General features: G+C 68.5%; 12 protein-coding genes. 8 read left to right on the top strand and 4 right to left on the bottom strand.

Annotated elements, in window-relative coordinates; all coding sequences use genetic code 11:
- Nucleotides 1–129 precede the first annotated feature (129 nt).
- The 4 genes from RM479_RS04110 (at nucleotide 130) to RM479_RS04125 (ending at nucleotide 2,687) form a co-directional block, all read left to right on the top strand.
- Nucleotides 130–345: a hypothetical protein gene (locus RM479_RS04110; RefSeq protein WP_311510344.1), complete on the top strand. Its 216-nt coding sequence runs from the start codon at nucleotides 130–132 to the stop codon at nucleotides 343–345.
- 29 nt (nucleotides 346–374) lie between these two features.
- Nucleotides 375–1,433, top strand: coding sequence for an OmpA family protein (locus tag RM479_RS04115; protein WP_311510345.1), 1,059 nt, complete (start codon nucleotides 375–377; stop codon nucleotides 1,431–1,433).
- Nucleotides 1,434–1,600: 167 nt separating this feature from the next.
- Entirely contained in the window at nucleotides 1,601–1,969 is a 369-nt protein-coding gene (locus tag RM479_RS04120; protein ID WP_311510346.1) for a hypothetical protein, read from the top strand.
- A 232-nt stretch (nucleotides 1,970–2,201) separates the two neighbouring features.
- Nucleotides 2,202–2,687 carry an aggregation-promoting factor C-terminal-like domain-containing protein gene (locus tag RM479_RS04125; RefSeq protein WP_311510347.1) on the top strand — a complete coding sequence of 162 codons (486 nt, stop codon included), beginning with the start codon at nucleotides 2,202–2,204 and terminating at the stop codon, nucleotides 2,685–2,687.
- A 231-nt stretch (nucleotides 2,688–2,918) separates the two neighbouring features.
- Here RM479_RS04125 and RM479_RS04130 read toward each other — a convergent pair whose 3' ends face one another.
- Together RM479_RS04130 and RM479_RS04135 are read right to left on the bottom strand one after the other, a co-directional pair.
- On the bottom strand, nucleotides 2,919–3,089 hold the full coding sequence (locus tag RM479_RS04130) for a hypothetical protein (RefSeq protein ID WP_311510348.1): 171 nt from the start codon (nucleotides 3,087–3,089) through the stop codon (nucleotides 2,919–2,921).
- A 661-nt stretch (nucleotides 3,090–3,750) separates the two neighbouring features.
- Nucleotides 3,751–5,040 (bottom strand): pectate lyase family protein, encoded by a 1,290-nt coding sequence (locus RM479_RS04135; RefSeq protein ID WP_311510349.1) that lies wholly within the window; start codon nucleotides 5,038–5,040, stop codon nucleotides 3,751–3,753.
- Between the two features lie 869 nt (nucleotides 5,041–5,909).
- Here RM479_RS04135 and RM479_RS04140 point away from each other — a divergent pair.
- Nucleotides 5,910–8,321, top strand: coding sequence for a glycosyltransferase family 4 protein (locus RM479_RS04140; RefSeq protein WP_311510350.1), 2,412 nt, complete (start codon nucleotides 5,910–5,912; stop codon nucleotides 8,319–8,321).
- Here the strand turns inward: RM479_RS04140 and RM479_RS04145 are convergent.
- Entirely contained in the window at nucleotides 8,302–9,273 is a 972-nt protein-coding gene (locus tag RM479_RS04145) for a hypothetical protein (RefSeq protein ID WP_311510351.1), read from the bottom strand. The two genes, RM479_RS04140 and RM479_RS04145, sit on opposite strands and share 20 nt — an antisense overlap.
- Nucleotides 9,274–9,631: 358 nt before the next feature.
- Here RM479_RS04145 and RM479_RS04150 point away from each other — a divergent pair, with 358 nt between their 5' ends.
- The 3 genes from RM479_RS04150 to RM479_RS04160 all read left to right on the top strand — a co-directional run bounded on the left by RM479_RS04150 (nucleotide 9,632) and on the right by RM479_RS04160 (nucleotide 12,795).
- Nucleotides 9,632–10,708 carry a pilus assembly protein TadG-related protein gene (locus tag RM479_RS04150; RefSeq protein ID WP_311510352.1) on the top strand — a complete coding sequence of 359 codons (1,077 nt, stop codon included), beginning with the start codon at nucleotides 9,632–9,634 and terminating at the stop codon, nucleotides 10,706–10,708.
- A gap of 183 nt (nucleotides 10,709–10,891) precedes the next feature.
- Nucleotides 10,892–11,341, top strand: coding sequence for a hypothetical protein (locus RM479_RS04155; RefSeq protein WP_311510353.1), 450 nt, complete (start codon nucleotides 10,892–10,894; stop codon nucleotides 11,339–11,341).
- Between the two features lie 653 nt (nucleotides 11,342–11,994).
- Complete coding sequence (locus RM479_RS04160) at nucleotides 11,995–12,795, top strand: hypothetical protein (protein ID WP_311510354.1); 801 nt, start codon at nucleotides 11,995–11,997, stop codon at nucleotides 12,793–12,795.
- Nucleotides 12,796–13,151: 356 nt separating this feature from the next.
- Here RM479_RS04160 and RM479_RS04165 read toward each other — a convergent pair whose 3' ends face one another.
- A complete protein-coding gene (locus tag RM479_RS04165; protein ID WP_311510355.1) occupies nucleotides 13,152–14,204 on the bottom strand; it encodes a pectate lyase family protein in 1,053 nt (350 codons plus the stop codon).
- Nucleotides 14,205–14,327 lie beyond the last annotated feature (123 nt).

Raw genomic sequence — 14,327 nt, forward strand, 5'->3', positions numbered from 1 at the left:
GTCTGCGCACGGGGGCCTCCCACACCCGAGTGGTAGACAGCCGGTGGATCCTGACCCTTGGTTCACCCTTAGAGGGCTACGAGGAAGTGGCCCATGACCCCGACCTCCTTCCCCTAGGAACTGACTCCCATGAAGAAACTGACCAGCGGCTTCTGGGTGACACTGAGCACCCTGATCGCTCCCCCTGCCCAGAAGGACGACAAGGGTGCCACCATCATCGAGTACGCGGCCATTCTGCTGCTTGTTGCTGCCGCGGCCACCCTCATCTGGGGCCTCGGGATTCCTGAAGACATCAGCGGATCAATCGGAACCGCAATTTCTGACATCCTCAGTGGCCCCCAATAAAATCCGCGGCGACAAAAGTAGAAATATTCATGCCTGATTCATCTGAAAAAAAACATAGAAAATCTCCAACGAGAAGCACAAAAAGACTACACAGGCATACGTCTTTGACAGCCATGACTCTCGTGCTCATGACCTCTGCCTGCGTCGTATCTGCCGAAGGGAGGAATCCTGAAGGCCCTTCAACCATGGAGCCGACCAATGAGGTCGGGGAAAATACAACAAGACCAACGGATGCTATCGCCGCTGCCGCCACCACCACCACAGACCTAGGCAGTGAACTCAAGATAGAGGTTCTCGCTCTAGAAAATCTGGCAAACAATATACTCAGACTGAGAATAAGAATCACCAACAACTCAACAAAGTCTTTTTCCATGCTTGACGGACTCTCCGAAAAAAGAGATTCCAATACCGCAAGCGACATCACTCTCATTGATGCAGTAAATCAAAAAAAATATCTAAGCTACGACCTAAGTGACGGCAATTGCTTCTGCTCTTCGCCACTTTCTGGGCCCATAAGAAGTGGAGAAAGTGAAGAACTTTGGGTAACCTACCCAGGACCTCCAGATGGCCTTGAGTCCATGACCGTCATAGTACCTCTAACTCCACCAATCATAGACGTACCCATCAGCACATCCCAAGAAAGTCTGGAAAACGAAGGACTAAGAGAAGGACAAAAGCTCGATCTAACTATGATTTCAGACGGACTGGACGACCAAACAGGAAGAACAGAAAGCGGAGACGAAGTCAGCATAATCCTCTCTTCCGATGTACTCTTTGAAACGGGCAGCTCAAGACTAAACACAGAGGCACAGGATATAATCGAACAAGTGGCCCTGGAAATTGACGACTCATCTTCCTTAGTAGTGAACATCGATGGCCATGCCGACAACACAGGAAGAGACGAAGTTAACATACCCCTCTCCGAGGAAAGGGCCCAAGCCGTCGAAGAGATCCTTTCGGAGCTAGTGACACGAGAAGGAGTGACATTCGAAACAGAGGGGCACGGGTCAAGCGATCCCATAGCAGAAAATAGCACAGAAGAAGGCCGTGAAAGGAACCGTCGAGTCAGCGTAACCTTTAAAAAATAGGGAACACAAAGATGAAAATAACTCAAAGATTTGGAATATTCTCAACCTCCATAATAATGACTCTTATAATTTCTTTAGGAGTCAGCTCGGCGTCCCCCCTTCCGAAAATCGAAGACCTTGACTCTCTAGGCTCCTCCAACGGCAACGGCAGACAGTCGACTTCTCTCGTGGCGGAAGCCAACCAAGCCGATCGCAACAAAGAAGGGAACTTGCTATCTTTAACCTGGAGTATCAAGAACGAAGGGAGCGAGAGAGTTGTTCTCACCTGGCTCGCCGGTAAATCTTATCTGTACTCCGGGGGAAACTATGCAGGCGTTACCATAGTTGATCCTGAAGGCAATTCAAGGTATCACCCCATCATGGATAACCTCGGAAGCTGCCTATGCTCAGGAAGTTCTTCTTCTAACTTCAAAAAGAGGATAGAACCAGGAGAACAAGTTGCTTATTGGTCCATGTTCTCTGTGCCTAAAAACGTCGAAAGTGTGACCTTAGAGATCCCTGGGTTCGAGCCGATCGAGGACATTCCGGTCTCCTGACCTCACCCCCACCACCTAATCCAACCGATCCCCCACTCCCCCACCCAAATCTGGAGTTGTTTTGTTCGCCTCCCGACACACTCACATCGGGGATCCCCGTCGGCCAACGCCGTCGAGGCCCGCAGGGCGTGCGGGGGAACTCAGTGGACCTCCGCGAATCTGGCATTGGCTGTGCCCGGCCCCTCAGGACGCACACCGGGATCGAGGGGCCGCCCTCACCGAGACCGCGGCGGTGCTCATCCTCGTCGCCGCCGTCATGGTCGCGGTCTACCAACTTGAGCTGAGCAAGACCTTCAACGAGGGCGTCCGACAAATGGTCTGCCTCGTACGCGGCCCTTCCTGTGGCGACAAGACATGGGTGGACGCCGACCGTCCGGAGGAACCCGAGGAATACGAGTGGGGCCAAGGTAACCCCAACAGGCTCGACAACCAGAACATCGCCCGGAACGAAGCCGAAGGGTACGGCTGGACCGACGACGAATGGCAATGTCTGAGCAACCTCTGGGGCGCGACCTCGAACTGGGATCACACCTTCACCGACCCCGAGAGCGGGGCGGTCGGCATCAGCGGCTTCGTACCCGGCGTGCACGGCAGCCTGCCGCAGGGGTTCCGGAACAATGCGTCGCACCAGATCTCCTGGGGCCTGGGATACATCTCCGAATACTACGGAACCCCCTGTGCGGCCTGGACCTACTGGCAGAGTGGGCACAACTACTGACGGAGTTCTCGTAGCGGACTCCCCTCCCCCGAACGCGGAGCGGGTGCGCTCACACCCCCGAGGCCCTTGCACAGCAAGAAAACGCAACAACCTGGGACACGCAAAAAGGGGCGGGGAACCGTGCGTATCCCACATCGGTTTCCTCGCCCCCGTGCGATCTCAAGGAATGATCGTCGACGGGTGCCGGTCCGAAAGGGGGAGACAGGCACCCACGTCTTCTCGTCTTCTCGGTCAGGCGATGACGGGCGTGCTGAACACCGCCCAGGTGTGCCGCCCCGGGTCGCAGCACTCGCGCACCGGTCGGTGACCCCACACGGTGGTGGTGGCCTCGATCAGCAGCAGCCGCGCCAGTTGAGACACCTCGCCCGGGTAGCGGCGGTGCGACCACGCCCGAACGCCCATCACGCCATCGCCTCCTGCCGGTTCCGCTGCCGGGCCGGCCACACCCGCACCGCCGCCGACAGCTCCGGCTCCGGCTCCGCGAGGTCCATGGGCCGGATCGGTTCCTCGGTTTCCACGACGGGCGGGATCGGAGTGGAGGTGAGCAGGTCGCCCTGGGGGGTCGGGCGCGGTTACGGAACGCGGGATCGGGGCGAGGGCCGGGTCCGGGTTCGCTTCACCTCCGGGAGGGCTCCTCGGACCTGACGGGCCGGGAAGGCCGATCCCGAGGGGCACGGCGGTTCCTCTCGGGTCACCGCCCCGCTCAGGGGCGCGGTGTCTCGAAGACGTCGAGGGTGTCGGGGCTCGCTCATCACGGATGGCCGAAGGCGCCGTCGCCGTTCCGCCGTTCCGCCGGTCCCGGGGCCGTCGACCGGAACCCGAGCCACCGGTTCCTCGCCCCGGCCGCGCTCACGGGCCGGTGCCGTTCTCCCCGGGGCGGACCGGATCGGACTTCCACACGCGTGTGAAGGCCCGAAGGCGGGTCGGGGTGTCATCATGGGCCCGCCGGATCCACCGTGATCACCGGACGCCGTGGGCCCTCCGTCCGAGCGTGCTCGGACGGAGGGCCCACGGGCCGTTCCGGGTCTTCGTCATCCGGGTGACGTCCCTGGAGACGCCGGGGTCAGCGGGGGGTCACGTCGATGACGCCCGCGCCCGCGTGGGCCTCGACCGCGGCCAGTGCCTCTTCGGGGCCCTGCGCCTCGTAGGCGTAGGGCACGGTGAAGTCGGTGGTCGACTCCAGGTGCTCGTGCGGGCTGTCCACGTAGGCGTTGTCGACCAGGTTCCAGTGCCCGGTCTCGTCGCCGCCGTACCACCAGCCCACGGGCCCGGAGACGTGGCCGGTCTCCCGGTCGGTGCCGCCGGAGCCGACGTTGTCGAAGTGGTTGCCCTCCACCAGGACCCGGGCGCCGATCCGGGCGTTGATCGCGGAGCCGTGGATGTCCTCGAACACGTTGTTGAGCATGTGCACGTCCGCGGCCCGGATGAGCGGGGTGCGGCTGTTGATGTCGCTGAAGCGGTTGTGGTGGAAGGTGATCCTGTCCGGCGCGGTGGCGGCGTTGTCCTCGTGACCGACCAGCGAGGCCTTCCAGTGCGAGTGGAACTCGTTCCAGGAGACGGTCACGTACTCGGTGTTCTGCTTGATGTCGACGAGGCCGTCGTAGAAGTCCTTGTCGACGCCGTCGATCTCGCTGAAGAACGTGTTGTGGTCGATCCAGACGTTGGTGCTGGCGCCGGCCACGCCCACGGCGTCGCCTTGGCCTTCGGAGACGTGGTGGATGGTCAGGTTGCGCAGGACGATGTCGTGCGAGCGGCTGATCCCGATGCCGATCCCGTCGAGCTCACCGGAGTCGCCGACGCCCAGGAGGGACACGTGGGAGACGTCCTTGAGGACGAGGTCCTCGGCGTCGACCTGGTCGCGGGTGACCGTGACGTCGACGTAGACGACCAGACCGGCGCCGTCGGCGGCCTTCCGGTGGTCCTGGAGGGCCTGGTGGAGTGCCTGGCCCGGGGTGGGAGCCCCGCTCCAGTCGCGGTACTCGCTGAGCACCAGCTCGGTGACGGTGTCGCCGCCGAATCCACCGGAGGTGCCGCCGTTCATGGCGGCGTAGCCGAGGGGGGTGTCGGCGTGCGGGTTGATCGCGTCGGCGGACCCGGGCTCGGCCTCGGCCGGGGCGGTCGTCTCGTCCTCGGTGGCGGCGGTCGGCTCGGGGTCGGCGACGGGCTCCGAGGAGGTCGCCGACGGGGTCGCCGACGGGGTGACCGAGGGGGCGTCGGGGGTGCCTGTGGGTTCGACGACCTCGACGACGCTGTCCTGCGGTTCGGAGGAGGGGGCGCAGGCGGCCGCGATGAGGGTCAGGCTTCCGGCCGCCGCGAGCAGGGACCGAACGCGCGCCCAGGGGTTCGTGGTCATGGTGGTGGGGGTTCCTTTCGACCGGCGGAGAACGTGCGGGTTCAGGGGAGGTTCTCCGGCCGGGACGGATCGCTTCTGCAAAAAGTTGCACAAACGCTGTGGAGCGAGATGTTCACGGGAATCACGCCACTTGTCAACCAGTGCAGGTCAGCGTATGGACCGCCCCTGTCGGACCACCGGCCCCACCCTCCGGTGAGGCGCGGCGTCCGCTCGCCCGCCCGGAACCCTCGCGCCACCGCGGGCACCGGTGGAGCCCTGCGGTCGGCGAGGCCGCGGTGGGGCGGTGGCCGGAGGTGGGGAGAGGTGAGAGGGCGCAGGCCCCCGGGGATGGGCGCCCGAGGACCGTTCGGAGCGATCGGGATCGACGGTGACGCCGGATACCCTTCGGAACCGGGGCCCGGGGCCGGCGACCCCACCTCGTGTTCCCGGTGTACCCACCCTGTTCCGGGCTCGCCGCCCGGCCCTTCCGCCCCTTCGCCACGGCCCCGCCCGCCCTCCGGGCCGGGTGGACGGCCGTACCCGTGGCGCGGTGTCCGCGAGAGCGGGCGCGGACACCGCGCACGCCCTTCGGCGCACGGGTTCCACTCGGACCCCGCCCCGCCCCGCCCCGGACCGCCCCGGTCCGGGGCGGGTTCCTCGCACGCCTCCGCACGCGCGGACCGCGCGCAAAGTACCGACATGCCGCGGCAAATCTTCCGGCAGAAATGTACATGACCGCACGGTGCGGGCAGGACGCGCTCTTAGCCTGATCATTCCTCGCACCGCTTCCCCCGCCACGGCGGTCGGGAGCGACCGGTGCGGGGACCACGAAGGACGTCGGTGTCGGTCGGCGCGGGGGCGCGGACCGACACCGAGAACACGGGGGCTCGGTGAAGATCGCCTATCTGGTCAACGACATGTACGGCATCGGGGGCACCATCCGCACCGTCGCCAATCAGGCGGCGGCCCTGACCGCCAGGCACGAGGTGGAGGTCGTCTCGGTGTTCCGCCACCGCGACGACCCCGCCCTGCCCATGCCGCCCGGTGTGCGCCTGCGCCCGCTCGTCGACGTGCGCGACCACAACGGCTCCACCGGGGTGGACGGCCGACCGCTGTACGAGGGATCGGAGCGGGCCGGTCTGCCGCCGGAACTGTTCCCCTCGGAGGACACCCGCGGCTCCACTCACAGCCGCCTCACCGACGACCGGCTCGAAGAGTACCTGACCACCACCGACGCCGACGTGATCGTGGGCACCCGTCCCGGGCTCAACATCGTCATCGCCCGCGCCGCCCCCGAACACGTGATCAAGGTCGGCCAGGAGCACCTGACCTATGATCAGCACTCCGAGTCGCTGCGTCGTGTCATGGCCGCCGAGTACCCCGGGCTCGACGCGTTCGTCACCGTCACCGACGCCGACGCGCACACCTACGCCCGGAGGATGCCGATGCCGGGGGTCCGCGTCCTGTCCATCCCCAACTCGGTACCCGCGCCGCCGTTCACCACCAACGGCCACAACACGCGCACCATCGTCTCCGCCGGGCGCCTGGCACCGAGCAAACGGCACGACCTGTTGGTGAAGGCCTTCGCCTCCCTCGCCGACGAGTACCCCGACTGGACGCTGCGCATCTACGGCCGGGGCGGTCGCCGCGGGGCTCTGGTCAAACTGGTCGACTCTCTCGGCCTGCACGATCGGGTGTGGCTGATGGGTCCGCACACCCACGTGGAGGAGGCCTGGGCGCAGGGGTCGTTCGCGGCCGTCACCTCCAGTGAGGAACCCTTCGGTATGACCATCGTGGAGGCGATGCGTTCGGGGCTGCCGGTCGTGAGCACCGACTGCCCGCACGGGCCCGCCTCCATCATCCGCGACCAGGAGGACGGTCTCCTGGTGCCCAACAAGTCCGTGACCGGTATCGCCGAGGGCATGTCCCGGCTGATGGCCGACGACCGGTTGCGCCGCCGGATGTCGGCGGCGGCGCTGGCCGATTCCGCCCGGTTCGACCCGGTCAACGTGGTGCGCCTGCACGAGGGGCTGTTCTCCGACCTGGCCGGCAGCCCGCTGACCGCTTCCGACATCACGCCCTCGGTACCGCAGCCCCGCTCCGAGAGCACGACCTCGTGTCGGGTGCGCGCGGGTGGGGACGGGCTGGTGACCCTGTCGTTCACCGAACCGCCCGACCTCATCGAACTGGTGCACTCCGGACAGCGGGTCACCCTGGCCCCCGACTGGCGGGGACAGGTCGTGGTGGACGCCGCCCGGGAGCGGCTGGCCTCCCACGCCTGGGAGGTGATCCGGGTCGACGGCGACGTCGCCACCCCGGTCCACGATGTGGAGATCCACCAGCAGGGGTACCCCCTGTCGGCGAAACGGACATCGGAGTTGTCCCTGGTCATCCCCACCCGCTCGGCCAAGGGCACGCTACTGCTGCACGTGCGCCGGGCGGCCCACCACGCCGAGGTCGAACACGTGGAGACCGCCGAGGGGCTCATCACCGTCCAGGGGCGGGTGCTGGGGCGTGCGGAGGCCGACGCCCGCGCCCGCGTGGTGGTGCGGTTGCGCGACGCCCCGCACACCCTGCGCGAGTTCTCCGCGCCGGTGGCGATCGGAGGGCTGTTCACCGCCGTCGTCGACCCGGCCGCGGTCGTGCGCGGACGCCACGGCGACTCCGAGACATGGGAGATGCGGTTGGTGCTGTCCGACGGCACCGAGTGCACCGTGGGCCGTCACCTGTCCGGGGTGGTGGGGTACAAGAAGATCATCGAGTACCCCGCCCAGGACCTGCGGTCCGCCCGAGGTCCGGGCTCGCGGGTGCGCCCCTACTACACGGTCAACGACCGGCTGGGGCTCGTCACCTCCCCGTTGACGCCGACCGTCGAGGTCGAGGACGTACGGGTGCGCGCGGTCGGGCGCGGAGACCGGCTGCGGTTCGCCTTCCGGCTCGCCGACGCACTGCCCGAAGGCGTGGAGGCCGCGGTGGAGATCGTGCGGGGCACGGACGCCGGCCGGCGGTACCCGCTGACCATCGAGGGCCGCCGGCTGACGGGGACGCCCCCGCTGCTGGCGCGTGCCGAGTACGGGGAGACCGACGGGCTCCGCGCTTCCTGGCAGGTGCGTCTGCTGGTCGGCCCGCCGGGGGCGCTGAGCCCGATCCGCGCCGACGGCGTGGTCGGGCACACGGCCCGCCGTTGGAACCACGGTCCCTACGTGCGCTCGGTGACCGTGTCGCCGTTGGCCGACAAGGACCTGAAGGTCACCGTCGCCGACGTCCACGTATGGGAGGCGATCAACCGCCGGCTGCACTGAACGGGTCACGGCCCTCGTTCTCGGCGCGGATCATGCGCTGGGCTCGGCCGAGCCGCTCCAACAGCCAGTCGGGCATGTGGTCGGCGGTGCGCGGGAAGCGCACGGCGTCCCGGTGGAAGTCACGCGGATCGGGTTCGACGTCGAACCCGGGGTGGTTGCCGTGGTCGAAGTGCACGCCGATCTCCCTCGACCGCTTGACCGTGAGCCGGGCGGCGAACCAGGTCCCTTTGCCCGGCTGGTACATGCCCGTGCGGAGCCGGCCCAACAACCGGGCGACCTCCGGCAGCAGCAGATCCCATTCGCGGCCGTGGGCGCGGGTCACCTCGACGCGGGAGGAGGCCGCGCAGACCAGCGCCTTGTGGTCGATGACGATCTCGTGCCACTCGCCCCAGACCGCCGCCACCGTGCGGTCGGCGATCTCCTGGACGGTGTCCATCATCTCCTCGGGGGTCATGTCCCCGGGGTCGATGCGGCACTCCCGTGAGGCGCCCGGGGTGGCCAGTGCCATCCACGGCGACACCGACTCGGGGACCAGGTCGCCCTCAAGGCGTTCCAGGAGCCAGTCGGGCATGTGCGCGCGTTCCCGGGGGAAGTGCTCCAGGTCCGACAGGTAGCTGTCGTTGTCGCGGGGTTCGTCGAAGTCGGGTTCGTTGTCGTGGTCGTAGCGGACCCGGTACCGGGCGGGACGCTCCAGGTCGTAGTAGACGGTGTACCAGGTGCCGGACCGGGGGCGGGCCATGCCGGCGCGCAGGTCCCGGAACTCGGCGAGCAGCGACAGCGGCGGGACGCAGCCGACTCCGGCGCCGTCGGGGAGCAGGGCCTCCAGGTGGATCGACTCGCAGTCGGCCAGACCCGCGTAGACCAGGCGGAGTTTGATCCAGTCCTCGGGCGCGGCGTCCTGGAGTGCCGTCCCGATCCGGCGGAGGGACCGATCCTGTTCTGTCGCTGTCATCGGAGTACGGGAGTTCATACTCTCGCCTTCTGGTCACCCGCCCCGCCGCCGGGGCGGGGCATCTGCTGATACGGAATGTGTCGGACAGCGTCCATCCTCTCCGGTGGAGTCGGTTTTTGTCGGACACACGCGCTGAAAACCCGGGGGTGTCACGGAACCGATGCCGAACACCTACGTGCCCCGGAAGCCGGACGGGACGCCCCGCCGGCCGCACTCGGTCACGGGTCCCGTTCGTCCACAGGCCCTACCGATCACGGAAGGCTCGGGGTAGGCTGCGCACAGGTCCGTGTCCGGGTGTTCACCGCGCGCCACCCCCGACCCCCTCCGCCGTACCCCCTCACCCCCTTCGGACGACAGCATGGGACCGTTGCCCCCCTCCCGCCCACGCCCGCGCCACCTGCTCGGGCACCGAGAAGACGGACAGGCCAACATCCTGCTCCTGTTCGGGTTGACCCTGGCCCTGTTGGCGTTGACCCTGTTGTTCGTGCGGGTGGGCGCCGCCGGCGACCAGCGTTCGCGGGCGCAGACCGCGGCGGACGCGGCAGCCCTCGCGGCGGTGAGCGCCATGCAGGAGAAGGCGGCCGAGGCGCTGGTGGCGGGCGATTTCCCGATGCCGCTGTTCGACGAGGACGTCGCCCGCGAGCGGGCCGAGGAGTACGCCCGGGCCAACGACGCGGTGGTGACCGACATCCGGGCCAGCGACAACGTCATGGGGCGCAACGGCAACATCGTCCGTGTGGAGGTGCGCGGGGCGATCTGCCAGAAGGAGCTGGAGGCGGACGGGTCCCGCCACTGGGGGGACGTGGTCTGCGACGGGGAGGACGACTCCACCGGCAGGGTGGGCACGGCCGCGGCGATCGCGATCGCCGAGTTCCCCGAGTGCGGACGCGACTCGGTCGGCATCAGCTGCGCGGGGATCGACCTCACCGACCTCGACCGGGCCCGCCGGGCCGTCGACGTGCACCTGGTCGACAAGGAGGGCCGCTACAAGTTCGATCCCGCCATGGTGGCCTTCGGCGGCGGCGCCGTCGTGGACTGTTCGTCGTTGGGCAGGCTGCACCCGGTGATGTGCCAGGTGCACGAGACCCTCCAGGTGGAGTTCCCTGGCTTCTACCTGAGTGCGGGCGGGTACCGCAACGAACCCGGCAGCGACCACGGGCAGGGCATGGCGGTGGACTACATGATGGCCCCCCTGGGGCACGTCCCCACGCCCCAGATGCACCAGACCGCGCTGACCGTGGTCGACTGGATCATCCAGAACGCCCACCGGTTGGGCGTCAAGGGGCTCATCTACGACCACCACATCTGGAACGCCGCCAGTGACCCGGTGGGGCCGTGGGAGAGCGTGCGCCGGTTCCACCAGAACAGCGGGAACCTCACCCAGGACCACGTGGACCACATCCACCTGGCGGCCGGCCCCGGAAGGATGCTCTAGCCGCTCCCCGGCCACCGCCCCTCGCGGGCGCGGCGTCGGACCTGTCGAGGTCGGCGGCGATGTCCGGTGCGCGCACCGCCCCTCGCGGAGGGGGCGTCGGGGCCGCGCACGGGCGCGGGCGGGGTTTTCCACAGCCGGGCGCGAGGGGTTGTCCGATGGATCCCGGGCGCGGAACCTGGACTCATGACCCCTCGTGATCCCCTGATCTCCGAACGTTCCCTGTTGGTGCGGACCCTGCGACCGATCGTGCCGGGACCGTCCCCGGACGCGGTGGTGCGGGACGTGACCGCCGTGTACCCCTGGGGGGCGGACCTGACCGACCCGGACGTGCGGATCACACGGATGGCGCCACGGGTGGCGCTGCCGCCGGGCACACCGCTGCGGGGCCTGCCGGTGCTCGCGCGCCGGAAGGCGGTACCGCACCGGGACCGGGCGCGGTACGCGCTGATGCGGGCCGAGGGCCGGGAGGTCTTCCCCGTGACGGTCCATCCGCTCCGACGTCGCACCGTCGAACTGTCGGCGTGGATCCGCGACGCGTCGGAGGCGCGGGGGTGGACCCGCTCCCCCGAGGAGCGCGAGGTGACGCGCGAGCGCGTCCGGGCGTACCGGCGGCGGTCGCCGCGGCTGCGGTGAGGGGTGCGCTGTGGATCGCGGACACGCGGTGATCGAGTACGCGGCGGTGCTGTCGTTGGTGGCGGCGTTGATCGCGGTGGCGCTTCCGACACGGCCCGGGGTGGAGGAGGTGGACCGGGCCCTGCGCGAGGTGACGGATGGCCCGGTGGCCACCATCGGCCGGCCCGAACGGACCCTGGATCCGGTGGCCGCCGCCGAGGCCCTGGTGCGCTGCGGCCGGGGGCTGCCACGACCCGATCCGGTGGGCAGGGTCGACTGCGCGCTGGCCCTGTTGGCGCTGCTCGACTCCGAGGTGCTGGAGGCGACGGTCCTGCGGCTGGACGCCGATGAACTGCACGAACTGTTCACTGAACGGTCCTTCTCGGAGGGTCCGGCGGCCCGGATCGCGGTCCGGTCGCTGTGGGAGCACGCCTCGGACGAGGTGCTGCGCCGGCTCGCCGAGACCGGGACGTTCGGGTTCCTGAAGGAGGCGCTGGACTCCCCCGCCGAGGCGTGGGCCCTGCGATTCGTGAGCACGGTTGGTGATCAGGTGTACGCGATCATCGAACGGAACCCTGAGTCACCGCGTCGTACCCTGCGCACACACGACACCACGATGTCGTCCGAGGATCTCGGGCGACGACCCCCCGTACCCCCCGCGATCGCGTGGTCGCGTGAACCGCAGAATCGAGGTCGAGGCCATGTCGATGTCGTCGTTGCCCGACACCGTGCCCGAGAACGAAGCCCCCGTCCCCGAGGAACGGCTCGGCTGGCCGATGATCCTGTTGATCATCGTGATCTGCCTGGCCGTGGTGGCCAGTGGATGGTGGGTGGCCAAGGCGGTCTTCGACGAACCGGTCCCCTCGCAGGACCGGCGGGGGTCACCGTCCGCGTCCGCCTCACCGGAGGATCCGGTGGCGTTCCTGGAACAGACGGCGTCGCGGATGGAATCCGCCGACTCCTACGCGGTCTCCTTCACCCGCCGGAAGGACGGGACGCCGGTGGGAGAGGGCACCGCCCGCTACGACACGGCCGGCACCCCCCTGTTCGAGCACTCCTTCACCTACATCGACGGCACGGAGGTGTACCGCTACGACCTCGGCGACGGAACGCCGATCACGACGGCCGGACACGGCTTGCAGATCTCGACCGAACCCACCGACGCGGACCGGTACCTGTGCTCGACGGCGTTCGGCACGGCCAAGCTGCACGAGATCACCGGGACCTCCCCCGACATCGAGTTCCTGGGCAGGGAGGAGGTCGAGACCGAGGGGGGCGCGACGGCGGCCCTGCGTTACGAGGGGACGTTCACCGCGACGCTCGGCGACTACGACGTCCACCGGCGCGAGAACACGCTCACGTCGGCGGGCGAGGCCGCGTTCACGCTGTGGGTCTCCCCGGAGGGGCGACCGCTGCGGCTGCTCTACGTGACCCCGGAGGGGGTGGAGGAGGCCTACGAGTACGAGGTGTCCTGATCGTCCCGGCGGGGTGCGCGGGTGGTCGGAGGCGGGCCGTCGGCCCCTCCCGGTCACCGCCGGCACCCGGCACGGCGAGGGGTCTGCGAGCGGCCCTCGCGCTCTCGACCTCCCCGCGCCACGCGTCGCACCCGGTCGGAAGCGGCGGAGGGGCCCGCACTCCCCGAAGCCGTGCCAGGCGTCCCCGTGCTGCCGGCACACCCACCCCATCGCGCTCTGGAAGGCGGACGGGGCCCCTACACCCCGGGCCGTTCGAGCGGCCGTTCGAGCGGTGACCCGCGCGATGGCTCCGGGGGTGCGGGGCGGGGGTGCGGGTCGAGGGCGACCGTCGCCGGGGCGGCCCGGCCGCCAGGATCCTAGCGGCCGGCGCCGGCCGTGGCGGTGACGATGTCGGGAACGTCGGCGGTGTCGTCCAGTTCGTAGGCGTAGGGCGGGTCGTCGACGGTGCCGAAGAGTTCGGGCTGCCCGGTGTCCACCAGAAGGTTGTCGCGGGTGAACGCGGAACCGGGGACCTCGGGGTCGACGGTCACCGAGATCCCGACCCCGTCGAAGTAGTTGCCCTCCACCAGGACGGCGGCGCCGTACCCGGATTCCACGCCGTGCCCGGCGGTGCCCCGGTAGAAGTTGTTGAACACGTGCGCGCGGGCGGCGCCCCGGACTCGGGGGTTGCGGGTGTCGATGCCTTCGAAGAGGTTGTGGTGGACGCTCACCCGGATCGGGTCGGGGCCGTCCTCCCGGCCGCCGACGCCGAGCGCGGCCTCGGAGTCGCGGAAGTGGTTCCAGGAGACGGTCACGTGGTCGGCGCCGTCGGTGATGGAGATCAGCGCCTCGTCACGTCCGCCCCGGAGCGTGTTGCCGTCGATCCACACGTGGTGGGAGCCGCCGCGTACCGACACGGCGGTGCCGTCCGCGTCGAGGGTGAGATCGGAGATGACGACGTTGGCCGCCTCCTCCACCACCAGACGGCCACCGACGAGTTCGGCGGTCTCCTCCGCGGCGGCGATCAGGGTCTTGTCCGACCCCACCCGAACGGCGCCGTCGAGTTCGATCCGGCCGGAGACCTCGACGACCAGGGGTTCCTCCGCCGCGAGGTGTTCGGCCAGTGTGTCGGCGTCGTCGGCGGTGACGGTCTCCCCGGCGGCGCCGCCGGTGACGGCGGAGTGCGTCTCCCCCTCCCGTTCCAGGGGCTGGGCGGCCCATCCGACGGGGGTGCCCCAGCGGGGCCCGGAGGGCTCCGCGTCCGGGGGCGCGCCGCTCTCGTCCCCCTCTTCGGGGGTCGGGGTCCCGACACCGGCCTCGACGGGCGCGGGGTCGATCTCGGGGGAGGTCTCCCCCGAAGCGGCACAGGCTGCCAGGACGGCGCAGAGCGTTGCCGCCGTTCCGATGATGAGGATCGATCGTACGGTCATGGGGGGCTTTCCAGCGAGCAGGGACGGCGGGGGGTTCGGGGGATCGAGCCACACCTTGCCACAGCCCGGGCCGCGGCCCCAACCCGGACATGCGCAAGGGCGCCGCCCCTCATGGGAGGGGCG

Origin of the sequence: Nocardiopsis lambiniae, assembly GCF_031845465.1 — a bacterium.
In the GTDB taxonomy this organism is placed as follows: domain Bacteria; phylum Actinomycetota; class Actinomycetes; order Streptosporangiales; family Streptosporangiaceae; genus Nocardiopsis; species Nocardiopsis lambiniae.

Bases quoted from the DNA above. Each gene is read 5' to 3' on its own strand.
- RM479_RS04130 (WP_311510348.1), bottom strand. From the start codon at position 3,089: ATGGGCGTTCGGGCGTGGTCGCACCGCCGCTACCCGGGCGAGGTGTCT.
- RM479_RS04150 (WP_311510352.1), top strand. From the start codon at position 9,632: ATGGGACCGTTGCCCCCCTCCCGCCCACGCCCGCGCCACCTGCTCGGG.
- RM479_RS04135 (WP_311510349.1), bottom strand. From the start codon at position 5,040: ATGACCACGAACCCCTGGGCGCGCGTTCGGTCCCTGCTCGCGGCGGCC.
- RM479_RS04165 (WP_311510355.1), bottom strand. From the start codon at position 14,204: ATGACCGTACGATCGATCCTCATCATCGGAACGGCGGCAACGCTCTGC.
- RM479_RS04155 (WP_311510353.1), top strand. From the start codon at position 10,892: ATGACCCCTCGTGATCCCCTGATCTCCGAACGTTCCCTGTTGGTGCGG.
- RM479_RS04115 (WP_311510345.1), top strand. From the start codon at position 375: ATGCCTGATTCATCTGAAAAAAAACATAGAAAATCTCCAACGAGAAGC.
- RM479_RS04145 (WP_311510351.1), bottom strand. From the start codon at position 9,273: ATGACAGCGACAGAACAGGATCGGTCCCTCCGCCGGATCGGGACGGCA.
- RM479_RS04110 (WP_311510344.1), top strand. From the start codon at position 130: ATGAAGAAACTGACCAGCGGCTTCTGGGTGACACTGAGCACCCTGATC.